At 63.4% G+C, this 24,043-nt stretch carries 26 protein-coding genes; 12 read left to right on the top strand and 14 right to left on the bottom strand.

What is annotated here, in order from left to right; all coding sequences use genetic code 11:
- The first annotated feature begins 5 nt into the window (after positions 1-5).
- Both ASU23_RS13230 and ASU23_RS13225 read left to right on the top strand, forming a co-directional pair.
- The gene (locus ASU23_RS13230; RefSeq protein ID WP_003944127.1) at positions 6-920 is read left to right on the top strand and encodes a DUF5926 family protein; all 915 of its coding nucleotides are present in this window, start codon (positions 6-8) and stop codon (positions 918-920) included.
- A 53-nt stretch (positions 921-973) separates the two neighbouring features.
- Positions 974-1,792, top strand: a complete 819-nt coding sequence (locus ASU23_RS13225; RefSeq protein WP_003944129.1) for an alpha/beta fold hydrolase — start codon at positions 974-976, stop codon at positions 1,790-1,792.
- Here the strand turns inward: ASU23_RS13225 and ASU23_RS13220 are convergent.
- The gene (locus tag ASU23_RS13220) at positions 1,789-2,334 is read right to left on the bottom strand and encodes a ferritin (protein ID WP_030535839.1); all 546 of its coding nucleotides are present in this window, start codon (positions 2,332-2,334) and stop codon (positions 1,789-1,791) included. The genes ASU23_RS13225 and ASU23_RS13220 overlap by 4 nt on opposite strands.
- Positions 2,335-2,488: 154 nt before the next feature.
- On the bottom strand, positions 2,489-3,415 hold the full coding sequence (locus ASU23_RS13215; protein WP_058038064.1) for a cation diffusion facilitator family transporter: 927 nt from the start codon (positions 3,413-3,415) through the stop codon (positions 2,489-2,491).
- A 179-nt stretch (positions 3,416-3,594) separates the two neighbouring features.
- Here ASU23_RS13215 and ASU23_RS13210 point away from each other — a divergent pair, with 179 nt between their 5' ends.
- From ASU23_RS13210 to ASU23_RS13200, 3 genes are read left to right on the top strand one after another with little or no spacing between them, the layout of a single operon-like run.
- Entirely contained in the window at positions 3,595-4,224 is a 630-nt protein-coding gene (locus ASU23_RS13210) for a M23 family metallopeptidase (protein ID WP_042453198.1), read from the top strand.
- A 28-nt stretch (positions 4,225-4,252) separates the two neighbouring features.
- Positions 4,253-4,612: a BlaI/MecI/CopY family transcriptional regulator gene (locus tag ASU23_RS13205; RefSeq protein WP_003944179.1), complete on the top strand. Its 360-nt coding sequence runs from the start codon at positions 4,253-4,255 to the stop codon at positions 4,610-4,612.
- Complete coding sequence (locus ASU23_RS13200) at positions 4,609-5,556, top strand: M56 family metallopeptidase (protein ID WP_007736002.1); 948 nt, start codon at positions 4,609-4,611, stop codon at positions 5,554-5,556. The genes ASU23_RS13205 and ASU23_RS13200 overlap by 4 nt, the downstream gene beginning before the upstream one ends.
- Here ASU23_RS13200 and ASU23_RS13195 read toward each other — a convergent pair whose 3' ends face one another.
- Positions 5,557-6,201 carry a thioredoxin domain-containing protein gene (locus tag ASU23_RS13195; protein ID WP_030535837.1) on the bottom strand — a complete coding sequence of 215 codons (645 nt, stop codon included), beginning with the start codon at positions 6,199-6,201 and terminating at the stop codon, positions 5,557-5,559.
- 126 nt (positions 6,202-6,327) lie between these two features.
- On the opposite strand from ASU23_RS13195, the gene ASU23_RS13190 reads away from it, so the two are divergent.
- The gene (locus ASU23_RS13190; protein ID WP_058038063.1) at positions 6,328-7,269 is read left to right on the top strand and encodes a cytochrome c oxidase assembly protein; all 942 of its coding nucleotides are present in this window, start codon (positions 6,328-6,330) and stop codon (positions 7,267-7,269) included.
- Positions 7,270-7,280: 11 nt separating this feature from the next.
- On the opposite strand, the gene ASU23_RS13185 is transcribed toward ASU23_RS13190, so the two are convergent.
- The 5 genes from ASU23_RS13185 to ASU23_RS13165 all read right to left on the bottom strand — a co-directional run bounded on the left by ASU23_RS13185 (position 7,281) and on the right by ASU23_RS13165 (position 11,441).
- Positions 7,281-7,826 carry a ferritin gene (locus ASU23_RS13185; RefSeq protein WP_003944176.1) on the bottom strand — a complete coding sequence of 182 codons (546 nt, stop codon included), beginning with the start codon at positions 7,824-7,826 and terminating at the stop codon, positions 7,281-7,283.
- Positions 7,827-7,863: 37 nt separating this feature from the next.
- Positions 7,864-8,334 (bottom strand): hypothetical protein, encoded by a 471-nt coding sequence (locus ASU23_RS13180; RefSeq protein WP_042453189.1) that lies wholly within the window; start codon positions 8,332-8,334, stop codon positions 7,864-7,866.
- Between the two features lie 99 nt (positions 8,335-8,433).
- A complete protein-coding gene (locus ASU23_RS13175) occupies positions 8,434-9,669 on the bottom strand; it encodes an LCP family protein (RefSeq protein WP_007736010.1) in 1,236 nt (411 codons plus the stop codon).
- A gap of 160 nt (positions 9,670-9,829) precedes the next feature.
- The gene (locus tag ASU23_RS13170) at positions 9,830-10,651 is read right to left on the bottom strand and encodes a CPBP family intramembrane glutamic endopeptidase (RefSeq protein ID WP_058038062.1); all 822 of its coding nucleotides are present in this window, start codon (positions 10,649-10,651) and stop codon (positions 9,830-9,832) included.
- 10 nt (positions 10,652-10,661) lie between these two features.
- Positions 10,662-11,441 carry a DUF2470 domain-containing protein gene (locus ASU23_RS13165; protein WP_058038061.1) on the bottom strand — a complete coding sequence of 260 codons (780 nt, stop codon included), beginning with the start codon at positions 11,439-11,441 and terminating at the stop codon, positions 10,662-10,664.
- Positions 11,442-11,580: 139 nt separating this feature from the next.
- Between ASU23_RS13165 and ASU23_RS13160 the strand changes: the two genes are divergently transcribed.
- Genes ASU23_RS13160 through ASU23_RS13150 form a run of 3 tightly spaced genes read left to right on the top strand, consistent with a single transcriptional unit; the run spans position 11,581 to position 13,830 of the window.
- Entirely contained in the window at positions 11,581-12,219 is a 639-nt protein-coding gene (locus ASU23_RS13160) for a hypothetical protein (protein ID WP_007736015.1), read from the top strand.
- 31 nt (positions 12,220-12,250) lie between these two features.
- Positions 12,251-13,165 carry a prephenate dehydratase gene (pheA, locus tag ASU23_RS13155; RefSeq protein ID WP_007736017.1) on the top strand — a complete coding sequence of 305 codons (915 nt, stop codon included), beginning with the start codon at positions 12,251-12,253 and terminating at the stop codon, positions 13,163-13,165.
- Positions 13,162-13,830: a histidine phosphatase family protein gene (locus ASU23_RS13150; RefSeq protein ID WP_058038060.1), complete on the top strand. Its 669-nt coding sequence runs from the start codon at positions 13,162-13,164 to the stop codon at positions 13,828-13,830. The genes pheA and ASU23_RS13150 overlap by 4 nt, the downstream gene beginning before the upstream one ends.
- A 9-nt stretch (positions 13,831-13,839) precedes the next feature.
- On the opposite strand, the gene ASU23_RS13145 is transcribed toward ASU23_RS13150, so the two are convergent.
- From ASU23_RS13145 to ASU23_RS13120, 6 genes are all read right to left on the bottom strand, one after another.
- Positions 13,840-15,942 carry an acyltransferase family protein gene (locus tag ASU23_RS13145; protein ID WP_058038059.1) on the bottom strand — a complete coding sequence of 701 codons (2,103 nt, stop codon included), beginning with the start codon at positions 15,940-15,942 and terminating at the stop codon, positions 13,840-13,842.
- Between the two features lie 40 nt (positions 15,943-15,982).
- The gene (locus tag ASU23_RS13140; protein WP_050657020.1) at positions 15,983-16,801 is read right to left on the bottom strand and encodes an ESX secretion-associated protein EspG; all 819 of its coding nucleotides are present in this window, start codon (positions 16,799-16,801) and stop codon (positions 15,983-15,985) included.
- Positions 16,801-18,054 carry a PPE domain-containing protein gene (locus tag ASU23_RS13135; RefSeq protein WP_058038058.1) on the bottom strand — a complete coding sequence of 418 codons (1,254 nt, stop codon included), beginning with the start codon at positions 18,052-18,054 and terminating at the stop codon, positions 16,801-16,803. Before ASU23_RS13135 ends, ASU23_RS13140 begins: the two co-directional genes overlap by 1 nt.
- A 60-nt stretch (positions 18,055-18,114) precedes the next feature.
- Positions 18,115-18,414, bottom strand: a complete 300-nt coding sequence (locus ASU23_RS13130; protein ID WP_003945399.1) for a PE family protein — start codon at positions 18,412-18,414, stop codon at positions 18,115-18,117.
- A 134-nt stretch (positions 18,415-18,548) separates the two neighbouring features.
- Entirely contained in the window at positions 18,549-18,899 is a 351-nt protein-coding gene (locus ASU23_RS13125; protein WP_007736028.1) for a metallopeptidase family protein, read from the bottom strand.
- 3 nt (positions 18,900-18,902) lie between these two features.
- Positions 18,903-19,997, bottom strand: a complete 1,095-nt coding sequence (locus tag ASU23_RS13120) for a septum formation family protein (RefSeq protein WP_030535830.1) — start codon at positions 19,995-19,997, stop codon at positions 18,903-18,905.
- Between the two features lie 82 nt (positions 19,998-20,079).
- Between ASU23_RS13120 and ASU23_RS13115 the strand changes: the two genes are divergently transcribed.
- The 3 genes from ASU23_RS13115 to ASU23_RS13105 form a co-directional block, all read left to right on the top strand.
- Positions 20,080-20,475: an ankyrin repeat domain-containing protein gene (locus tag ASU23_RS13115; protein WP_003945404.1), complete on the top strand. Its 396-nt coding sequence runs from the start codon at positions 20,080-20,082 to the stop codon at positions 20,473-20,475.
- Positions 20,476-20,540: 65 nt separating this feature from the next.
- The gene (gene serS / locus ASU23_RS13110) at positions 20,541-21,794 is read left to right on the top strand and encodes a serine--tRNA ligase (RefSeq protein WP_003945400.1); all 1,254 of its coding nucleotides are present in this window, start codon (positions 20,541-20,543) and stop codon (positions 21,792-21,794) included.
- Positions 21,795-22,157: 363 nt separating this feature from the next.
- Positions 22,158-24,043: Ig-like domain-containing protein (locus ASU23_RS13105; RefSeq protein ID WP_253741333.1), on the top strand; the 1,886-nt coding region annotated here is incomplete at its 3' end.

Raw genomic sequence — 24,043 nt, 5'->3', positions numbered from 1 at the left:
CCCTCGTGGCCAAGAAGAGCAAAAGAAACAGTGGACCGAAGCAGGGCAGCGCACGCGCAGAGAAGCTGGCGGCACGCCAAGCAGAGCGTGAAGCCGCTGCCGGCGTAGTCAGCCGCCCGTTCGAGGGCCTTGCCGCCGAGTGCGATCTGGTTGCGCTGCGCGAATTCGTTCCGTCCGCCACGGCTCCGTTGCCGGTCATCGGCTCCGACCGTCCCGTCACGTTGGCAACGGTCCTCCCCGGCGCTGTTGCCGCACTCGTCCGTGACGAGGGCGAGACGGCCACAGGATTTGTCGGTGTCCAGGTTCAGGCGCACTCGGCCGACCTCGGCGCAGACCTCGCCGCTTCGGTGAACTGGATCAAGGACGCGGCCCCCGGCGACGCGCTTTCTGCCGCGAACCCCGATTCCGAGACCCCCGCAGTCACCGCTGTCGTCGATCCCTCGGCCCTGCTCGACATCACCGTGCACCAGAACTTCAACTGGTGGATCCCCGAGGGCGTCGAAACCGATCCCGAGGTTGCCGCCACCGTGCAGCACGCCAACTCGGCGATCATGCCCTCTGCACGCCTCGAAGGCGACGGCCTCGTTGCCGCGTGGTGGGTCGACGCCGGCGAGAAGGCGCACCTGCGTTGGGTTCGTCCCGAGAGCGAAGACGACCTGATGCTCGCGCTGGCGCGCGTGCACGCGACCGGTGGACTGCATCTGGGTGAGGGCTCGCGCTACGCAGGCTCGTTCCGCACCCACGGCCTGTTGGTTCCCGTCTTCGACCTCGACCGCGAAAAGCATGCAAACGAGTGGGTAGCGGCAACCGTCGAGCTCGGTGAGCGTCTTGCCGAGGCTCTGGCCGTCGATGCTCCGCTGACCTCGGCCGAGCTTCGCTCGCGCGACGGACTTCGTGGTCGTCAGGTCACGCTGCGCTGATTTTTTCGCCCGAACTATAGGCGTTACGCGAAGTTACGGTTAATGTTGGTGACATGACCTTGTCGCATGACATCTCCGGTAGTGGTCCCACGCTTGTGCTCGTCCATGGCATCGTCCATCGACGGCAGGCGTGGGATTCGCTTTTGGACCAGCTGACGCCGTACCGCCGCGTCGTCACCGTCGACCTGCCGGGTCACGGAGAGTCGCTGCTGCCCGAACTCGGTCCGGACGTCATGGGACAGCTGATCGACGATGTCAGTGAGTTCGTCAAGGAAGTGACGCCGGCGGGGGAGCGTGCCCACGTCGCGGGAAACTCCCTCGGCGGCTGGATTGCCCTCTCGCTGGCAGCGCGCGGAGATGTCGCGTCGGCGACAGCTCTTTCGCCGGCCGGGTTCTTTGTCAATCACCTCGATCAGGTGCGAGCGATCAACACGTTCCGTGCACTGCGCGGCACGGCCAAGCTCATGGGTGACGGATTGCCACGCGCATTGCGGTACAAGCTGATTCGCTATCCGGCGCTCGCCGCGTTCTTCGCTCATCCGAGTCATGTCGGTTATGCGGCGGCGTTGGCCGACTGCCGTTCGCTCGTGTCGAACGAACTCGTCGATCTCGGTCTCGAGATGGACTTCGTGCTGCCGCCCATCGTGGATCCCACTGTGCCGGTGACGGTTGCGTGGGGTCGACGCGATCTCATCCTGCCCGTGTATCAGGCGCAGCGCGTGAAAAAGCCGTTCCCGCAGGCAAAGTTGATGGTTCTGCCCGGCCTTGGGCACGTACCGATGACAGATGCCCCCGAGCTGATCAGTTCGATCCTGCTGGCAGGAAGCGAACCGTTCGGCTCGAGGGCAAAATCCGTGAGTGCTGCAGGCTAGATGGTTCCGCCGGCTGCGCTCGGTGCACCGGTGGTGTCACCGACGGTGCTCATCTCGCGGGACACGAAGTCTTCGAGGTCGAACAGGTTGGCGCCTGCGCGGTCCGCGATGGTGAGAAGTGTTGTCATGCTTGCAACTTCCTCGACCTGCTCCTTGAGGAACCACTGCATGAACTGCTCGCCGAGGTAGTCGCCTTCTTCGCGGGCAGTGCTCGCGAGCTGGACGATTTGCTCGGTGACCGTCTTCTCCTGCGTCAGCGCGAGAGCGATGGGCTCACGGGCATCCTTGAAGTCGGCCTTCGCGGCGTCGACGCCGGTGAGTTCGACGTTGATGTCGCGATCGAGGAAATACTGAACGATCATCATGGCGTGGTTACGCTCTTCCACAGCCTGCTTGTAGAAGTGCTTTGCCAGCTGTGGCAGGTCCGCATTGTCGAAGTAAACCGCTGTCGCGATGTACTGATGCGAAGCGTTGAACTCGTTGCGAATCTGGTCTCGGAGTAGTGCGTGGAATTTGGTCATGTGAGTCTCCCCAGAAGTCATGAATTCCAAGATAGTGCAGGTCAGAGGCCCTGTCATCCCAGTATGACCTTATTGTGGTAAGCGTTCCCAAACTAAAGAAGACCTAATTTTTCTTCGAATTCGGTGAGGTTATCGAGCCTGGTGAATTCGAATGTTTCATTTTGGAATGTCCATTTCACCAGGCGAGTTCCGCGCATTTACCGTCGCTTCCCTGTTGTTCCACCTGTACGGTGGCGTGCCCCAGTTCGAATTCCTCGGCAAGCAAGGTTCGGGTTGCTGCGAGCACCGTTGTGGGATCGGCGTCACTGACCGCGGTGACGTGAACGGAAGCAACTTCCATCCCCGAGGTGAGTGTCCAGACGTGCAGATCGTGCGCGTCGACGACTCCCGGCAGAGCGTTGATCTTCTCGATGATCGAGGTGACGTCGATGCGGTCGGGAGCCTGCTGGAGGAGGATGCGAACGGCGTGGCGGCCCAGGTTGAAGGCACGTGGCAAGACGAAGAGGCCGATCGCGACGCCGATGACGGGGTCGGCGTAGCGCCAACCGAACGCGAGCGTGACCAAGCCGCTGACCAGGACGCCGATGGACCCGACCATGTCCGCCATGACTTCGAGGTAGGCGCCGCGGATGTTGATGCTTTCCTTCGCGCCGCTGCGCAGCATGAGGAAGGCGATGACGTTCATCGCCAGACCGACGACGGCGACTGTCGCGACGGGAAGGCCGGGAACCTCGGGCGGATCCGTGAAGCGGCTGGCGGCCTCGTAAAGCACCCACCCGGCGACTGCGAAGAGCAGGATCGCATTGGCCAGTGCCGCAAACACTTCCGTGCGGTACATGCCGAAAGTACGGTCGGGGCGCCGGGCGGCACGCTGTGCGACGAGGATCGCGGCGAGCGCCATGAAGATGCCGAAGATGTCTGTGAACACGTGCGCCGAGTCCGAGAGCAGGGCCAGTGACGAGGTCAAGAGGCCGACCGTCACCTGCAGCACGAAGGTCACCAACCCGAGGCCGGCGGCGATCCACAGTTTGTTGACATGCTTGCCGCTGTTGCTGGTCGCAGCCTCGGCGGGGGAGATTCCGTGCCCGTGTCCGTGTGACATCGAAGGTCCTTTCGTCGACGCCAGCCTAGACACATATGCATATATGCGCAATAGTGCATGTCTTAAAAACTATGCAACATAGTTGTAAGGTGGCGGCGTAGACCTACATTTGTCATCGACGCGAGGACCGAGAAGTGGGAAGACATCGAAAATCCGAGCCGATCAGACCCGGCGGGCGCATGGCCGCGGTTTCCGTGGCGACGGGTGCAATCCTCGCGTCCGGCACTTCCATCGGGCACGCGTCGCCGCCGCCGATTGCAGTCGAGGATGCATCTGCGGTGTCGGCGCCGGAGATCCTCGACCTTGTCCGGCCGACGGATCTTGCTGGAATAGCCGAACAACTCGGCAAGACGCGACAACTCGAATCCGAGCGAGCGGCGCTGGCGTTCGAGGCCGAAAAGCCACAGGTGATGGCCCCCGTCAGCGGGACGATGACGTCCAACTTCGGTCCACGGTGGGGAACCACCCACTACGGCCTCGACATCGCGAACGCGATCGGAACGCCCATCGTGTCGGCGACCGACGGTGTTGTGCTCGAATCCGGTCCCGCCGCGGGATTCGGGCTCTGGGTCCGCATCCAGCAGGACGACGGGACCGTCGGCGTCTACGGACACATCAACGAGGCGCTCGTGGTTGCGGGTCAGAAGGTGCGGGCGGGTGAGTTGATCGCGACCGTGGGCAATCGTGGACAATCGACAGGACCACACCTGCACTACGAGGTGTGGCAATCTGACGGACAGAAGACCGATCCGCTCGCGTACCTGAATTCCCGGGGCGTGTCGTTCGGGGAGAAGACCACGGGCGACTGAAGTTCTGTCACGACGCGATGGAGGAGCAATGCAGGGGCTTGGCGGACTCGAAGCCGAGGTCATGGATGTGCTCTGGCAGTCCGACGACGCGCTCTCGGTCAAGGATCTGGTCGAGACCCTGGGTGAGCGTCGACAACTTGCGTACACCACCATCCTGACCGTCGTGACGCATCTCTACGACAAGGGCTGGGTGAGTCGTGAGAAGAAGAGTCGCGCCTACTTCTATCGGCCGAGTCGCAGCCGTGAAGAGGCCACATCCAGAGCACTGCGCGAATTGTTGGACAGCAGTTCCGATTCCGCTGCCGTGCTGTTGCACTTCGCCAAGACCATGACAGATGCCGAGAACGAGGCCCTGCGCCGGGGTCTTTCCGGGGAAGGTGTGCAATGACATTGGCGTTGCCGATGTTTCTCGGTGCGATGCTCGTGGGATTCCTGGTTCCGAGAGTGTTGCGAGCCGTTTCCTCGGCGTTGTCACCGGCGGTGCTGCTCGCGGCGTGGCTCGGCAGCATGGCGTCGGCTTTGTATCTCGCTCTCTCCGCGGTCTTGGTTCTGGTGTGGCCGAGCCACGCGCCGGTCGAGGGGCTGGTCGACGGTATCGCTCGGTGTTTCAGCGCCTTCGCGCACGGCACGAGTTCATGGGTGGGTGAACTGATCACCGGCACAGCCGTTGCTGTGGTGGGTGTGATCGCCGTTCGGATCGTGCTGGCCGGCCGCAAGCAGGCACGTGAGCACGCGAGGGTCCGAGATTTCCATCGTGATGTTCTCTCGATCGTCGCGCGCCGCGACAACTCGGAGTCCGACGTGTTGTGGTTGGATCATCCGCTGCCTATGGCGTACAGCGTCGCCGGAAAGCCTGGATTTGTTGTTGCGACGCAAGGCTTGTCATCCGCTCTCAGTGGAGGCGAGCGGGATGCTGTCCTCGCGCACGAGCGTGCACACCTGAGCGGCGGTCATCACCGAATTGTCGGTGCGTGCGAAGTCTTGGCCGCTGTTCTTCCGCGAGTGCCGTTGTTCGCGGCGGCACCCGCTGCCGTCGGCGCGATCGTCGAACTGTCGGCGGACAGACACGCCGCTCGCGTCACCAGCCCGGCTGCGGTGCGTTCCGCCCTTGCCGTGGTGTCGAAATCGCCGCTTCCTCAGCCGGACTGGAGCTTGAGCGATCGCGGCAGCGCGACCGCGGTGCGATTGAGTTCCCTGGTCGACGGCGACGTGGCGTCGCCTCGGCGACTGACCTGCGCGGTGGCGGCCTGTGTGCCGGCCGCTGTCACGACGGCCGTTGCCGCAGCCGTGACGGTGGCCGTCTCCGCGGGGATCTGCGCTGTTCTGACCTGATCATTCTCCCAAGGCCGAATCGATCTGGGCTTTCAACTGCTCGTAGCTCGGCATCTGGTCCAGCTTCACGTCGTTGAGGAACAGCGTCGGAGTACCTTGGACGCCGAGGCGTCGGCCTTCTTCGAAGTCGCGCTCGACCCGCTCGCGGACGCCGCGGCTGCCGAGGTCGGATTCGAATCGGGCCATGTCAAGTCCGAGATCTTGTGCGTAGGAACGGAACAGCGCCTCCTGTGATTCGGCGGATTCACCCCATTGCGACTGCGTCTCGTACATTCGCTTGTACATCTCGACGAATTTGCCCTGGCGAGATGCGGATTCGACGACCTGCGCCGCGAGAGTGCTGTTGGTGTGACTCGGAATCGGAAAGTATCTGATGCCGAACGTGATTCGATCCTCGTACTCCGCTCTGATCCGCTCCATCGTCGGGTACAGTGCGAGGCAGGCTTCGCATTCGAAGTCGAGGAATTCGACCAGGTTCACCTTGCCATCGGCGGCCGAGGTCAATCGGTACGCGTCGTCGGTGAGGACGGCGGTGGATTGTGCTGCCCGATCGGCGTTCTCGTTGTCTGCCCGAATCGGATCGACGGTGATGAACGTGATCAGTGCTACCGCGAACACCGCGATCAGGGCGGCGGATATCTTCATGCTTCTGGACACTGCTGTGCACCCGTACCTTCCGTCGAATTCCTAAATACTATCCAACATAGTAGTTAGGTGTAGAGTCGACGGTACCCGCATGGAGACGAAGGAGGACCCGCCGGTGAAGCGTTCGTGAATGACACGCCGCCGCCGTCGATCGGGCAGATGCTGGAGTGGGATACCTCATCCCTCCCGCTTCTTCCTGCCCTGGGAGTTGTTCTTGCACTCTGGTATTGGACTGGCGCTCAGCTAGTTCGCGCGAGTGGGCGACCATGGCCGTGGTATCGGACAGCGTGTTTCCTCGGTGGGTGCCTGCTGCTGATCGCGGTAACCGGACTGAAGGTCGAGAGCTACGGCTACGAACTCTTCAGCGTCTGGATGTTCCAACACCTGACGCTCTCGATGGCGATCCCGCCGCTCTGGGTACTGGGCTCGCCGGGACTGCTGCTACTACGTTCGACGCCGCACCGAGGAATAGGAAAAGGCATTCTCGCGCTTGCCCTCTCGGCATTGCGTAGCCCACCGGCGCGGTGGATGCTGCACCCCGGGTTCACGATCCCGGTATTTCTGTTCAGCTACTACGGGATCTACCTGTCGCCGATCTTCGACACCGTCTCGGCGTTACCGGCTGGACACGTCTTTCTCGAAATCTTCTTTCTCGCCAGCGGTCTGCTCTTCATCATGCCGGTGCTCGCCACCGGCCCACTGCCGGTGCGACAGAGCTACCTCGGCCGGTGTTTCGACCTGTTCGTGGAGATGCCGCTGCACGTGTTCATCGGCGTCGTACTCATGATGGCGACAAAGCCGCTGCTGACCACGTTCGTGGATCCGCCTCCCGAGTGGGGCGTGGACGTGATGCAGGATCAGCAGCTGGCGGGCGCCCTCGCGTGGTCGTACGGAGAGCCCGTCGCGCTGGTGGTGGTCGTGATCTTCGCGATGCGCTGGAACCGCGACGACAAACGGATGAATGCCGACCTGGACCGCCGCGCCGAGATCGACGGCGACAGTGATCTGGAGGCGTACAACAATTTCCTCAGATCACTGAACGCCGCCGAGCGGCCTGAGACTCGGTAGGCCGGTGGCCCTCAGACGCCGCCGCCGGCGGGCGTCGGCGCCATTGCGTCGGCAGCGGCCGGGGTGTTCATCTCGCGTGCGACAAATGTTTCGAGGTGGAACAGGTTGTCGCCGGCGCGGTCGACGATGGTGAGAAGTGTTGTCATGCTTGCCACTTCCTCGACCTGTTCCTTGAGGAACCACTGCATGAACTGCTCGCCCAGGTAGTCGCCGGTATCGCGCGCGGTGCGTGCCAGCTGCGTGATCTGCTCCGTGACCGTCTTCTCCTGCTCGAGTGCCAACTCGACCGGAGCCCGGACACTGTCGAACTTCGTCACGACGTCGTCGATGCCCGGAACGTCCACGTCGAGGTCGTTGTCGAGCAGGTACTGGATCATCATCATCGCGTGACCGCGTTCCTCGGTGGCCTGGCTGTAGAAGCGCGCGGCCATCTGCGGAAGATCGTGTGCATCGAAGTACACCGCTACCGCGATGTACTGCTGCGATGCAGTGAACTCGTTACGGATCTGCTGACGCAGCAGAGTGGTGAATTCGCTCGAGTTCTTCGCCTGTGTCATCCCAACAGGTTACTGGGTCGTCGCCGCTGAGAGGGAGCTACTTCTTGTCGAGCTGATCGATGACGAAGCCCACAGTTTCCGGTCGGTACCCGTAGACGAACGAGTCCTTTTCGCCGACGTACCAATCGCCGCACTGAAAAGAACTGCCCTTCTCGACCCCCGTCGGCCACCACTGTGCGGACAACGATGCGGGACGAGTTTCGACGGTGGGTCGTGCGATGCAGCTGTTGTGATCTATCTCCGCGATGTTCGCAGTCATTCGCAGGATGCGTTCGTTGCCGGTGGTGCGGATGACCTCGTCGATACCCGTTGCGCCGGCGGGAACCCAACTCGGCAGTGTGTCGATTCCGTTGGATGCTTGTGCAAAAGAGAAGGTTTCGGTTTTCTTGTACGCCTTGGAGTCGTCGAACTTCTCGAAGGTTCCGGAGCAGGACGTCACGAGTGCAGCAGCTCCGACGGCGGCGGCAACGACGGCGAGAGTGCGGAATCGGCGGTGTGTTGTGTTCATACCTTCACGGTATTTTTCGGCCGCCGATTCCGCGTCCTGCCGGAAAGCGATTTGTTCGCCGGGCTTGTCCTCCCGCGGTACTACCGGAACTCAGGGCGATTACCCCGTGGTGATCAGATCCTGTGGAATCTGCTGATCGTTGGCCAGGGCGTCGAAGAACTGCGAAGCGCGCGCCTTGTCCCACAACAACACGTTGCCCGAACCGTCCACGTCCTCGAAACCGGCGACCGGAACCGTCGTGGTGGTCATCCCGCCGCGAAGCGCCCAGGCGAGTGAGGCCAGATTCCAGATGTGATCGCCTTCGTCGACCTGTAGAGATTTGGCGGTATCGGAGACGAGTGGCCACAACCGGAACGGATTGAGGAACGTGGTCGGACTCGTCGCCTTCGACAGCAACGCCGACATGAACTGGCGCTGGTTGTTCATGCGGTCGAGGTCGGCGAGCGCCGTCGCGCGAGTTCGCACGAACCCGAGTGCATCCGAACCCTTCAAGTCCTGGCATCCGGCGGGGAGGTTGATCCCGGCCAGCGGATCGTCGATCGGCTGTGCCAGGCACACGTTGACGCCACCGACGGCGTCGACGATGCCGGCGAACCCGCTGAATCCGATCTCGGCGTAGTGGTCGATGCGAAGCCCCGTTGCCTCTTCGACGGTCTGCACCAGCAATGGAGCGCCACCGAAGGCGAAGGCGGCGTTGATCTTGTCCGACCCGTAGCCGGGAATCGGAACGTACGAATCGCGAGGGATGCTGACCATGGTCGTCTTCCCACTTTTGGGGACGTGGACCAAGATGACCGTGTCAGTGCGCTTGGGGCCGGTGTCACCGCCCGTCGCAAGGGCTTGCTCCTGCTCGGGGGTGAGCCCCTCACGACTGTCGGAGCCGACGATCAGCCAGTTCGTGCCCGGAGTATCGGCGACGCGTCCCGCGTAGTCGGGCAGCGCGTCGATTCGATTGAGCGAACTGTCGACGTAGTAGATCGCGCCGGCCAGCGCGAGCAGCAAGACCAACAACGTGATGCCGATACGTTTACCCCAGCTACGACGCTTGCGGGGGCGTCGCTGCTTCGGAGGTTCTGGAGGGCGCGGCGGGGCGTTCGGCGGGGTACGGCGCGGCGGTGCGGGCGCGTACTTCGCCTGGCGCTGCGGATCCTGACGCGGCGGACCCTGCCTGCGCGGGTCGTCCTGAAACGGTTGCGGGCGCTGGGTCGGCGCCCAGTCCTCACGCCTGGGCTGCTGCGGCGCTTGTGGTGGGACCTGTGACCAGGCCTGATTGGCCGGATTCTGCTGCTGCGGGCGTCCGTCGCGGCGAATGACCGTCGGCCCTTCCGGCGGCATCGGTGGACGCCGCTGCGGGGGTGGGCCCTGACGGGGTGGATTCTGGCGTGGAGGGTTCTGCCTCGGAGGCATCGGTCCACGCGGAGGTGGCCCTGGCGGCTGGCGCCGCGGAGGGCGCTGAGGATATTCGGAGTCGCCGGTCACCAGTTCACGGTACCGGTCACGGCAGCCAGGAGACGTGATCGCGCAGGAGGGCGTAACCGATGAACGCCACCATGTCGATGAGAGCGTGGGCGATGACCAGCGGCCAGAGTTTCCCGGTGCGCTGCCAGTACCGGCCGAACACGAGCCCCATGATCACGTTTCCGACGCCGCCACCGAACCCCTGATAGAGGTGGTAACTGCCGCGCAGGAGTGACGACGCGAGCAGTGATTTGTTCTCGCTCCAACCCAGCGTTCGGAGGCGAGTGATCAGGTAGGCGACGACCAGCACCTCTTCGGCACCGGAGTTCGCGATCGCGGACAGTACGAGGATCGGCACCCGCCACCAGTGATCGTCGAGCGCACTGGCCTGGACGGTGAGGTTGATGCTCAGTGCCTGAGCCACGAGATAGAACAGCAGACCGGGGAGACCGATCACAGCGGCGAGGCCGAATCCCGGTGCTATGTCGCGCCCGAATCGAGGCTTGGGGGTCAGTCCCGCAGCACGTGGACCGACCCCCGAACGCCACAGTAGATAGAGTCCCAGCGCTGCCCACGCGAGAAGCTTTGCGACGCCCAGCAATTGGCGCGCCAGGTCGATCCAGTCGATGGCGGCCCGCGACGGGTTGAGTGCAACCGTCTGATCCGAGAGCGCAACCGGCGTCGCCAAGGATTCGGCGAGCGAGAGGATCCCGGACAATCCGCTGAGTCCGAAGGTGACCAGCAGGACGATCGTGATCTCGATCCAGACTCCGCGTCTGGCGGCCGGATCGAGGGCCGGGCCGGCCGGGACGGGAGTCGGCGGCCGTAACCAGGTGCGGACGGTTTCGCGGGCATTCACCCGCGCAACGCTAGCCGTTTGATGCGCCGCCCGATCGGAGGCCGTTGAGGAAAGGGCACCCGACCAGCATGCGGATGGCGCGGCTCAGCGCGGGAGCGTCGTCGACGGGGTTGGCGAACGGCATCCACACGTCGCGGTCACCGGTGTGATCCTCGACCCGCAGGCGAAGTCCGTAGCGGTCGATGCCGAGTGGGCGAACGCGTCCGGTGCGCATGTACGGGGGAAGCTTGCGCACGAGCAGGTCCACGAGGTCGCGGTGGTCTTCGTCGAGATGCTGCAGCCATGCGGTCTCCATTTCCCAGAAGGGATCGGGGCTGGCGTTCATCAGTTCGTCCACGGCGACGGGTTCTGCCCCCGTTGAATCAGCGACTACAGCCGAGGCCAGGCTCAAGCGAAGGAGGACCGAGGTGTGGCCGATGTCGAGGAGCCCCGGGTATGGATGTTCGGATGCGACGTCGTCGGCGAGAACGCGTGCCTCGTAGTCGGGCACGGCGTGCAACGAGCCGCGAAGCCACACGAGGGAGCGTACGGGCTCACGCAGCCGCAGTGGTGCGTGATCGGTGATCTCGAGGACGGCAGGCAGGCCGCCGCCGCCGGAGTTCCAGGCCAGGGCCGCAGCTGCGGAGGCATGTGGGACTGCAACGACGACGTCACCGTTCGAACGCAGGTGATGCACCGACGTGACGGTGGGATCGCTGCCTTCGATGGCGAGAACTGCGTCTTGTGCGCGCACGCAGGCGCTGCGGACGCGTTCGGCGGTGGACGGGCCGGTGCTGGTCTTCGTTGCCATGCTGCCCCCTTGGCGGGTGTTCTCTCGAACTCCATCGGATGATGAGGTAACCCTAACCTAAGGCGCTTCGGTGTGAATCGCAAGACTTTTGCGCAACTCGCGTGGAATCCGCCGCCTGCGCCGGGGTTACGGTTTGTCTGTGGCCATTCCTCTCTCACTCGGGCTGCCCGCCCCGAGAAACTCGCGCGGACTCCTCGAAGCACTCTTTCTCCCGGTTGTTCCGGCGTCGGTTCTGATCGGTGGCGAAGCAGCAGGCCGGGTTGTCGTCCGTCTCGATATCGATCCGGAAGAACTGCGTGCGGACACGGAAGCGTCGTACGAGGCCGTCCGATTCGACGTCGACGTCACCACCGACCAGATCGACGACGCGATCGCGCTGCGCCTGCCCGCTCCGCTCGCTGTGTATGTCGACGGCGGCGAAGAGGATCTGACACCCGCCGAAGCGGCGCTGCGTCTGTGCGAAGGTGGCCGGATCCCCGGACTCGCCGCCGGTCTTACGCCCACCGAAGTGGCTGATTTCCTGGCGGTACTCGCGCACGAGTCCGTCGGTTTCGTAGCCCGCGCGGCCGACGGCGACGAGGTGATCGCCCTGCTGTGTGGCACCGTCGCTGCACTGCGCGGCGACGACGTGCGCGCCGCGATGGTCGATCCGAAGCCGGAAAAACTTGCCGCGCTGATCCCCGAAGCCGCGTCGGCCATGCGTGAGGTGCTGCTCACGATCGAGGTCGCGGATCTGCCTGCAGTGGAAACGGCTTTGCGTGCCGCGGGTTTGCAGTGACCGGCGTGGGTCGGTGCGTAATCTTTTAGGCGTGCCAAGAATCGCGTATTTCGGTCCGTCGGGAACCTTCACGGAGATAGCTCTCGCCCAGTTGGAGGCTGAGGGCGCGTTCGGCGAAACCGTCGAGCGAGTACCGGCAGGCAGTCCGCCGGCGACTCTCGACATGGTTCGCGACGGTTCCGTGGACGGAGCCGTGGTTCCCTTCGAGAACTCGGTGGAAGGCGGCGTAGCTCCGACGCTCGATTCACTCGCTCTCGGTTCGCCGCTGCAGATCGTCGCCGAAACCGATCTGGACGTGAGTTTCTCCATCCTGGTTCGGGCCGGGACCACCGCCGATCAGGTCCGAACGATCGGCGCGTACCCGCATGCGGGCGCGCAGGTCCGCGGATGGATCGCCGAGAACCTGCCCCAGGCCGAGGTGGTGTTGGCCTCGTCCAACGCCGGTGCGGCCCTGGATGTGCAGGCCGGAACCGTCGACGCCGGTGTGTCCACGGCTTTGGCCGGTCAGATGCTCGGACTCGAGAGCCTGGCGGACAACGTCGCCGATGTAGGCGGCGCCCGCACACGTTTCGTGTTGGTCACCAAGCCGGCCCCGGTTCCGGCGCGGACCGGTGCCGATCGCACCGCGCTGGTGCTTCATCTCGACAACGCTCCCGGCTCCCTGGTGCGTGCACTCTCCGAATTCGCCGCTCGCGGTATCGACCTGACTCGGATCGAATCACGGCCGATGCGAACGGAATTGGGCACGTACCGGTTCTTCGTGGACTGCGTCGGACACGTCGAGGACTCGCTGGTGGCCGAGGCGATGCGTGCGCTGCATCGTAAATCCGGAGTCCGCTTCCTGGGGTCGTGGGCGACAGCGAATTCGACCGGGCCACAACCTCCTTCGGACGAAGAAGCGATTCGGTGGATCGACGAACTCAAGCATGGAGGGGGAGAACGATGACCGGAAGGCTCATCCTCGTTCGGCACGGTCAGACGGAGGCGAATGTCGCCAAACGTCTCGACACCGCCCTGCCAGGAGCAAAGCTCACGCCGGAAGGGTTGGCGCAGGCCGAGACGTTGGGCATCGGCCTGGCTTCGGCGCCTCCGCTGGCACTCGTATCGTCGTTGGCTTTGCGTGCCCGGCAGACCGCAGGTTTCGTGGAGCAGGCCGCCGGTGTCACTCTGGATGTGCGGGACGGATTGCACGAGGTGCAGGCCGGTGACCTCGAAGATCGTACCGACGAGGCCGCGCACCGACTGTTCATGGAGACGTTCCATCACTGGCACACCGGCAACCTCGGCGCTCGCATCCCCGGTGGTGAAACGGGATACGACGTCCTGGAGCGGTACGTCCCCGTCGTCAATTCGTTGCGCGAAGAATTTCTCGAAGGCTCACGAGACGGCGGCGACATCGTCGTGGTCAGTCATGGTGCGGCGATCCGTCTCGTTGCAGCCCAGCTTGCCGGTGTCCCCGGTCTGTTCGCAGCCAACAACCACTTGGCCAACACCGAGACCGTCGAACTGTTGCCTTCGGTCGACGGCGGTTGGGAGTGCCTGCGCTGGGGAACCGTCAACCCGCCGTTCGAGCACCGACTCATCCCCGGTGCCGACGACGTGATGGGCTGACGGCCGGCTTCACCACCAACTGGTCTGGACGCTCAGTTGGCGCCCGAGTTCAGCGGACAGCGTGCTCACGTAGCTGGCTGTCAGGTGGTGGGAATCGTGATACACCAACACATTTCCCTCCACGACGCGGCACAACTCCGGTCCGCAGACGCCGTCGCTGAGGTCGAGTAGACGGACGTTGGTCAGATCGCCGATCGCCGACGGCGCCGGATTGACGTCGCTGAGCATTTCGGACCGTGGCATCGCGCAGTGATCGGGTGACGTGGTTGTCGCCAGACAGTCGATCGCGCGGTAGGCGACGCCGTCGTGGTGCAACCACGGGGTATCGCGGATGGCGAGTACGTCGATACCGTCGCGCCCCAGTTCCTCCCACACGTGTACGTAAGACTCGGGCGTCACGTCGCCAGGGCCGTCGGAACTCGGCCTGGTTGCCGTCGTGAACACGAAATCGGGTGAGGCGTCGGCCAACTCGGTCAGCACTCCACGCGACCAGTCGACGCAATCCGGATAGTCGTTGTCCGACAACGTCTGCATGGAGTCGATGGTGAGCGGGCAGCCCATCTTCAGATACGTGTCGACGCGGAACCCGTGACTCTTGCCGAGTTCGTCGAGCGCAGTGAGCCAGTGCTCGGAGTGCGAACCACCCGCGAGCGCGATGGTTCTGTCGGCGTCGGCGTCGCCGTAGGTGCAGTGGACGACGTCCCGCTCGAGAAAATCGGCGATACAGCCGTCGAGCGTACTGGCCGGAAGGTCCAGTGGCGCATCGAAGATCGAGGGAACCATCGACGCCTTGGGTACTTCGGCACCGTCGGTGAGCGCGAGTGCGCCGGGATGGGTCGGGAGGTCGAGGGTGTCGACTGCCCGCTGGCCCGTCGTCTGGCTGCTCGCGTACGACTGCCAGGCGACCGAAGCGGCGAGGACCACGGCAGCGGTGACGACGCATGCCAGGACGGTGTACCGGCGCGAGCGGCCTCCACGTTCCACCGGAACCTCGATCAGGCGCCGGAGTGCAAGCGCCCCCGCGACGGAGAGGGCGATGATCAGTGCCCCGCCGAGCAGGCCGGCTTCGGGGCGTCCGGTGATGACGAGTGCAAACACCAGAATCGGCCAGTGAATCAGGTACAGCGCGAATGCGAACGAGCCGAGCCACGTCAGTGCCGGATGGGCAAGAGTCTTCGACGTCCAAGGCGTGTCGTCGCCGACTCCGGACAGGATCAGCGCAAGAGTGGCCAGCACCGGCACCAGCGCCCACGGGCCGGGGAACTGCTGGGCGCCGTCGAGCACTATGCCGCACAACAGGATCGACGAAAGCCCCGCCCAGCCGATCGTTGCTCTGACCGAGAACGGCAGGGATGCGATCTGCCGACTGCGTGTGCTGGTCATCAGAACGGCCAGCAGACCACCGAGGGCCAATTCCCACAACCTGGCGCCGGAGTCGTAGTACGCCCAGGCTTGGTGACGCGAAGATTTGGCGAGTGCGTAGAGAAAAGATCCTGCGGTCAGAACCAGAAGGGTGACCGCGAGTGACGGGCGGAAATAGTTGGGATTCACGCGTGAAGCGACATAAGCGATCACGGAGACCAGTGCGATGGCCAGGAGATAGAACTGACCTTGTACGGCCATCGACCACAGGTGCTGCAGGGGAGTGACCGAGCCGTCGGCGGCCAGGTAGTCGCTTGCGGTGCTGGCGAGCTGCCAGTTCTGGAAGAACCCGAGCACCGCGATCAGTTGATCGCCCAGATCGGCCCAGCGTGTGCGTGGCAGCAGCAACGCGGTCCCCAGTGCGGTCAAAATGCTGACCACCGCGATCAGGGGGAACAGCCGCAGAAACACCCGCCGCAGTGCCGGGACCGGGTTGAGTGAACCCCCGGCTTCGGCGCGTCGAACCAGTGAGCCGACGAAGAAGTATCCGGACAGAACCAGGAAGACGTCCACCCCGCCCGATACCCGTCCGAACCAGACGTGGAATACGACCACCAAACCGATGGCGAGGCCACGCAGTCCGTTCAGGTCTTGTCGGTGCGGTGTTGTTGCCCGTTCTTCGTTCGGCCGGTCGATCGTGGCGACCGAGCCTTGTTCGCCCGGTGACGACGGTTGACGCGAGAACTGCATGCTGAAGTAAGGCTCCGGGCGTTGAAGGGACGCCCCGAGGTTACCCGGAAGTCTCCGGCGCCGATTCCTCGAGTTCCGTTACCAGAGCGTTCACGGCTTGTCGGAGGCGATGGGGTGTTCCGGAACTGATGGACGTCCACTCGGTGCCGTCGGCAGCCCGAGTAGTCGAACCCACGAGCCGGCCGGCCAAGGTGTCGTACACAGTCACTGCGCCGGTCATGAGCGTCGTCGCTCCCAAACTGTGTGGTATTCCAACCAATTCGGCGAAGGCGGTGCATGAGACGATTGCGCTACCCAGTTGGCGCGCGTCGTCTTCGGGTATTCCGGCGTTGATCAAGGCCGAGGTTACGCTGCCTGCATCCGGGCCGGCGCCGAATGCCAGGCTGAGCATCTCGGTCGGTGCGTTGATCACGGCAATCGGCATTGCTTCGGCGCTGCCGAGCGCGGTGACAACGGGTGCAGCTGGTTCGGTTGTGACACTGCGTAATGCGAACGAAGAATCGGTTGAAGTTGCTTCGACACAAAGGAATTCGCCCTGCGCGACGCAGAGGCGTGAAATGCTTCCGCCGACATGCCGACGCAGCGCCAACTCCCACTTGGGGTGGGTCAGGACGCGCAGGCGGGCACTGAGGTCGTGATGGATCTCCCCACCGGGGAGGAGATCGCGCTCGGAGAGTGAATCTGCCGCGGACTGCATCGCCGTACGGTGAGCGCTCGCACTGCCGTGAACCGTCGCGCCACCGAGAACCACGGGAAGCCCATCGAGTCCGAGTCGCTCACGTACATAGTCGATTTCGTCCTGTGACAGGGCGACGACAGGTAAATTCCACCCCTCAGGTGAGGTGCCGAGATCCACCATCAATGCTCTGCAGTTTCGAGTGCGCCACCGATCACGGACGGGATGACTGTTCGGCCGTCGGCGAAGTGCTCGAAGTGCTTCAGGTAATCGGGTGTGTCGTGCTCGGTCTCGTCTTCAGATTGGGCCGCATGACGGCCGCCGGCGATCGGCGCAGATCCGCCTGCGGTTCGGGCCGGATCCACCTTGACGGTATCCGCGGTGCCCTGAACCGGCGAGGTCACGGGGTTCTGGCGTGTGGCGCTCTGGCCGGTGGAGGGATCAGGAAGAGCGTGCCGACCGGTGCTGCTGCTCGACGACGAGCCCGCGATTGCTCCGGCTCCTGTAGTCGCGGAAGCTGCGCTGACCTGTGCCGGTGCCCGGCTTGCCGACGGGGTGCCGAACAGTGATGGTGTGGAAGCGCCGAGTCTTGCGCCGCCGAGTCCCGCGCCGCCCAGTCCGGTGAGTCCTGCTCCTGCCGTCGCGAGAGCTGATGCGGCAGTGGTGGCGCCTGTGACTGCGGTGGTGGTGGCGCTGGCTGCGGTGGCAACTCCACCGGAGATGGCACCGGCCTGTGAGGCAGCGGCGGCAAATACCGGGTTGGAAACTACGGATGCGACAGCAGCGGTGGCGGCGCGCACGGGATCCGCGATTGCGTCAGCGAGCGTGGATGCCGCTTGCACGACGGACTGTCGTGCGGCGCTGCCTGGGCTTTCGGCCGAAGCGGATGCCCCAGCTGTGGGTTCCGCGATGGACGGTGGTGAGTCGAAGTTCTGCTGCACGGCCAGATGGGCCGTTGCGGCGTCGTACGTTTCCATTGTCACCGCCGCTCGAATTTTGAGAGCTTCTTCGGCAGCCTCGGCGGCGGCGGCACCGCCGACCAGGGCACCGCCGATGGAGTACGCGGCGACCTTTGCCGCTTGAACTGCCGCGATCTCCGCCAGCGACGGCATGGCCAGGGTGGCGAAGGTGTAGGAACCGGACTGTACTTGGGCTTTACCTGCGGTTTCTCCCGCGAGCAACGCGGCCGCTGCAGCCCATTCCTGGAACGGTGCGAATTTGCTCAATGCGGCATCCGCTGCTTCTCCGGACCACCCGGTGCGAAGATCCGCCATCACGCGAGAGATGGACGCAGCGGTGTCGGTGAGTCCGGACGACACGGTGGACCAGGCTCCGGCCGCCACGCCGAGAGGGACCGGCCCGGCTCCGGCGACCAGTGCTGCGGAGTTGGGTGCTGCGCCCCGTGGATACCAGATGACGCCGGTGATGCCGACCATTGTTCTTCCCCCCAGGAAGTGTGACTGTGTTGCCGAGTTACCGAGTTCGATTTCTGTCGATCAGATCGGTGCGGCTGCCAGGCTGGACTTGGTGAGCTGGTCTTCGAGCTCGTAGGCAGCTGCATTCTTGCGCAGAGCTGCCGCAGCCGCGGTGAGCTCCTCGATTGCCCGATCGGTGGACGAGGCAAGGCTGCCCGAAATGGTGTTGAAGTAATTTGCCGCGCTACCGGACACTTCTTCGGATCCCGCTGGGAGAACGCGTAGCGTCGGCTGCGCAGTAGAGACGATTCCGCGCAATCGCGTCGCCGCAGACTCGAGTTCCATTGCGGCGGCAACTAGGGCTTGAGGGTCGACGTGCATAGTGCCGAACTCCTTCCTGACCAGGGCGGATAAGTGGTCGGGAGGCCGTGCGCACAGCCGTCGATATCCCCCCGCACATACTTTGATGCCTACCGCCCGCTTTTGGTTCCCCCCGAAATCGGACGACTTTGCCCTCAGCCCCAGCCGAGTTCGTGCAATCTGTCTTCTTCGATGCCGAAATAGTGCGCGATCTCGTGGATGACGGTCACGGCAACCTCGTGAACAACCTCGTCCTCGGATGCGCAGATGTCGAGTATCGAATCGCGGAAAATAGTGACCGTGTCCGGCAGGTACCCACCGTAATGAGAATCCCGCTCGGTCAGAGCGACGCCCTGATACAAACCGAGCAGCCCCGGCTCTTCCTCGTCACGTGCTTCGACAAGCACCACGACATTGTCGATTGCCTTGGCAAGTTCGGGCGGAATCAGATCGAGCGCCTCGCCGACCAGTTCCTCGAACCGGTCGGGCGTCATAGTCACCGTCATGGCTTACGACGGCGGAGCTGCGCCGGGCAACGGCGTCGGCAACGACCGACCCTCCGGTGCAGCGGGTGGCGGGACCGGAGCGGCGCCGTTGATCAGGATATCGCCCTTGGCGCTTCCTGTAATCGCGGCAAACCCGCCGGTTTCGACCTCTTTGCCGATCGAACAATTGACTCGGCGGCTGCCGGCCAACCAGCTTTCCAGTGAAATGTTGTCCCAGAACAGTGTCAGCGTCTTGTCGCGAAGCGCGTCTGCGGAACCAAGGTACTCGTTGGACGCCTGAGTGCAGACGCCCTCGAGATAGCGGTCCTGATCTTCGACCGACGGCATTGCGCCCGGGAATTGAGTGCCGAGGTCTATCACCGAAATAACCTCGTATGCATGCGGTTTCGCGCAATCGACCGGATCGGTCGGGAGGTTCTGGTTGATGCCGATGCACGTGCCGACGTCCCACACGTTCGACTGGTCCTGGTCCGCCACGCGGCCTACGAACGGTTGTAGCTCGCCGGTCGTGGTCGAGAACTGCAACCCGCAACGCAGTGCGCGTTCACCCGAAGCCCAACCCGATTCACTCGGGAACATCAAGCCGACGCTGAACTTGCCCTTGGGATCGAATTTCGAATCGAGGTAGGACATGACGATGGGTGTGCAGTGCTCGTCGCGTAGTTCGGCGAATCGAAGGGCGCCCGGGTACCGGGAACCGGGGCCGAACTCGGCGCCCGGGAACACCGAGAGGTCGAGTGGTCCGGCTACCTCGAAGCGGTGTTCAGTTCCGCACTGAACCTTCGACATGTCCGTGCGGTCTCCGCCCGACTCGGTCGCAGGCGTCCAGTTGAGGCAGTCGCCGGCCGCAGCCGCGGTGAAGGCGTCGTCGCGAGTAGATCCCGTCGCTGCGGGACCGCCGCCACTGACACTGACCGAGGACGAGTCGTCCTTGTTCAATCCACCGGAAATCGCGATCGTTGCGATCGCGGCGACCACCGCACCTACCGCCACAGCAGCCAGGACCCGACGGGTGCGACTCGCGGAGACAGTTTTCTTCGCCGGCGTCCCCTGGGGATCGGCCGGATCTGGCGACTTCTCGATCTTGTCTTCGGACATCGATTCCATCATGCCTGTTGCCGTGGCGATATCGAACCTTCACTACAAAACTCACAATCGCGTCTGTGAGTATTTTGTAGTCATGAGCGAAAACACCCCACTCGATCCCGAGGCTGTCGAGCTGGCGGGCCGGCTCTTCGACATGGCGCGAACCGGTGACGCAGCCGGGCTGGCGTCGTACGTCGATGCCGGAGTTCCCGTCAATCTGACCAACGAGAGTGGCGACACGCTCGTCATGTTGGCGGCGTACCACGGTCACGCTGACGCCGTCGTTGCCCTGATCGAGCGCGGTGCCGACGTCAACCGACCCAACGACAAGAACCAGACTCCACTCGCCGGAGCCGTCTTCAAGGGTGAGGATGCGGTGGTGAAAGCGCTGGTGAGCGGGGGAGCCGACCCGAAAGGTGGACACCCGACCGCGGTCGACGCGGCTCGGATGTTCGGACGCGAGGACTACCTGAGTCTGCTCGAATCGTGATCTCCCCCTCTCCGACGTGGACGTGACCGTCGGAGAGCTGCAGTGAGTGGGTAAAGTTCGAAGTCGTGATTGACCTCAAGTTTCTCCGTGAGAACCCCGAAATCGTCCGCGAGTCGCAGCGCACCCGTGGAGAAGATCCAGGACTGGTCGACGCTCTGCTCGAAGCCGACGCGTCCCGACGCGCTGCCGTTCTGACCGGAGACAACCTCCGCGCAGAGCAGAAGGCCTTCGGTAAGAAGGTCGGACAGGCATCTCCGGAGGAGCGTCCCGCGCTGCTCGAGGGTTCCAAGGAACTGGCGGCCAAGGTCAAGGAAGCCGAGGCCGCGCAGCACGAGGCGCAGGCTGCGCTCGACTCCGCACACCGCGCGATTTCCAACGTCGTACAAGAAGGTGCGCCGGCCGGCGGCGAGGACGATTACATCGTGCTCGAACACGTCGGTGAGATTCCGAAGTTCGACTTCGAGCCGAAGGATCACCTCGAGCTGGGCGAGTCGCTCGGCCTGATCGACATGGAACGCGGCGCCAAGGTTTCGGGTTCGCGCTTCTACTTCATGACCGGCTACGGGGCCATGCTCCAGCTCGGACTGCTGCAGTTGGCTGCGCAGAAGGCGATCGCCAACGGATTCACGATGATGATTCCGCCGGTGCTCGTACGTCCGGAAATCATGGCGGGTACCGGGTTCCTCGGTGCTCACTCGGACGAGATCTACCACTTGCAAGATGACGACCTGTACCTCGTCGGAACTTCCGAGGTACCCATGGCCGGCTACCACTCGGGCGAGATCCTCGAACTGAACGAAGGCCCGAAGCGCTACGCCGGTTGGTCCTCGTGCTTCCGCCGCGAGGCCGGAAGCTACGGCAAGGACACCCGCGGCATCATCCGTGTCCATCAGTTCGACAAGGTCGAGATGTTCACGTACTGCCGTCCCGAGGACGCCGACGCCGAACACCAGCGTCTCCTAGGGTGGGAGCGAGACATGTTGGCGGCCATCGACGTTCCGTACCGCGTGATCGACGTCGCCGGCGGAGACCTCGGTTCTTCGGCTGCGCGTAAGTTCGACTGCGAGGCATGGGTCCCGACGCAGGGCACCTACCGCGAGCTGACATCGACGTCCAACTGCACGACGTTCCAGGCCCGCCGCCTCGGAGTTCGGTACCGCGACGAGAACGGCAAGCCGCAGACGGCCGCCACTCTCAACGGCACCTTGGCTACGACGCGCTGGATCGTGTCGATTCTCGAGAACCATCAGCAGGCCGACGGTTCGGTGCGAGTGCCCGAGGCATTGGTGCCGTTTGTCGGCACGGATGTGCTTCGCTGACACGCTGAACCAACACAATCAGGGCCGCGACGGACTCCGTCGCGGCCCTTTTCGTACTTTCGTACTGGTAGGTTTGGAACTTTTTCTGAACTGACGAAATATCAACTTTTTCCCGCCGATTGGCGCGGTGACCACCAAAAGCGTTGTCGATGGGCCGCTTTGGCGATAGTTTTGCGTTCAATCGAGTTTCCATACCCTGCTTTTCCATCCCGCGTCTGGTGATACGAGGGTGAGTCCGGGGTGAATTGGACAAGTGTCTTGCCAAAAGTAGTACACGTACTAGTTTTTTCGTTATGTTGTGACGGCGCGCACACGTTTTGTCCGAATCCACTGCTCATGTTTGCCCTTCCGAAGGAAGTGCCCATGCCCCAAATCTCTCAGTTGCGGCGATTCGCCGTGCCCATAACCGGAACCGCCATGGTCGCCGGAATGCTGCTGGTCGGCACGCCCGCGTCAGCTGCTATCTCGACCACCGGTTTCAAAACAGCGTGCGTTGCCGGATCGATTATCGGAGACGTCCACAAGGTCACCGACAACCTCATCACGGTCGACGCCCCGGCTTCTGTCCAGCCCGGCGAGACTTTCACCTACCGAATTCAGCCGAGCGGAACGTCATATCCGGACAAGGACTCCGGAGCGACTACTACGAACTTGTCACGTCTGAAAATCGACTATGCCATCCCGAGCAATGCGACGTACGTTTCCGCTACCGTCGTCGCAGGTACCTCCATCGGACTCGACAATGTCGCACCGAATGTTCTCAGAGTCAACGATTCTGGCAATGTCGACGGCAGCGGCGGGATCCTGCGGTTGTCAGGAAACAACCAGGTGATCGGCAACAGTCCGACGACGAGCACGAACTCGGAGGGTGGAATTCGAGTACCGAAGTCCAAGAAGAACCTCGATGGCTCGACAAACGGCAACGGAGACACCTGGTTCCGACTTCCCGCAGTCGACGTAACAATGGTCGCTGGTGCGACGGGAGTGATCCAGCCGAAGGTGAGGACCGCGGGTGCGGCCGGCAACCTCGGTGCCAGCGAAAACTTCAGCACTCAGCTCGCAAAGGCGAGTTTCCTTGGTACACAGTGGGCTCCGACCCGGTGCTCGCCTCGCGAGAACAAGGACACCACGCCTCTCAACGCTGGTGCAGGTCCACTCGCGACGATCAGCATTGCTTCGGCTCCGGTGGATGTCGAGACCACGACGTCACTCTCGGTTCCGGCTACTGCCATCTCTGGTACGGCGGTTGATCTGACGGCCACCGTGGCTCCGAACAACGCTGTCGGTACGGTGCAGTTCAAGTCGAATGGCGCTGCGATCGGTTCTCCGGTGACGGTGACTGGTGGTGTTGCGACTCTGTCGCACGCGTTCGATGTTGCTGGTGCGCAGAGTGTTACGGCTGACTTCACTGCTGGTGCAGGGTTTGTGAGTTCGTCGGCGCCTGCTCAGACGGTGACCGTTTCTGATCCGGCTCCGGTGGATGTCGAGACGACGACGTCACTCTCGGTTCCGGCTACTGCCGTCACGGGTACGGCGGTTGATCTGACGGCGACGGTTGCTCCGAATACTGCTGTCGGTACGGTGCAGTTCAAGTCGAATGGCGCTGCGATCGGTTCTCCGGTGACGGTGAGTGGTGGTGTTGCGACTCTGTCGCACGCGTTCGATGTTGCTGGTGCTCAGAGTGTTACGGCTGACTTCACTGCTGGTGCAGGGTTTGTGAGTTCGTCGGCGTCGGCTCAGACGGTGACCGTTTCTGATCCGGCTCCGGTGGATGTCGAGACGACGACGTCACTCTCGGTTCCGGCTACTGCCGTCACGGGTACGGCGGTTGATCTGACGGCGACGGTTGCTCCGAATACTGCTGTCGGTACGGTGCAGTTCAAGTCGAACGGCACTGCAATCGGTTCTCCGGTGACGGTGAGTGGTGGTGTTGCGACTCTGTCGCACGCGTTCGATGTTGCTGGTGCTCAGAGTGTTACGGCTGACTTCACTGCTGGTGCAGGGTTTGTGAGTTCGTCGGCGTCGGCTCAGACGGTGACCGTTTCTGATCCGGCTCCGGTGGATGTCGAGACCACGACGGCGCTCTCGGTTCCGGCGACTGCGATCACGGGTACTGCGGTTGATCTGACCGCTACCGTGGCTCCCTCGAATGCTGTCGGTACGGTGCAGTTCAAGTCGAACGGCACTTCGATCGGCTCCCCGGTCACGGTGAGTGGCGGTGTTGCGACGCTCTCGCATGCATTCGATAC

The sequence above is a fragment of the Rhodococcus sp. KB6 genome (genome assembly GCF_001445685.1).
Lineage (GTDB): Bacteria > Actinomycetota > Actinomycetes > Mycobacteriales > Mycobacteriaceae > Rhodococcus_F > Rhodococcus_F qingshengii.
Note: the sequence above shows the minus strand (reverse complement) of the source record. Positions and strands in the feature narration are given on the sequence as shown.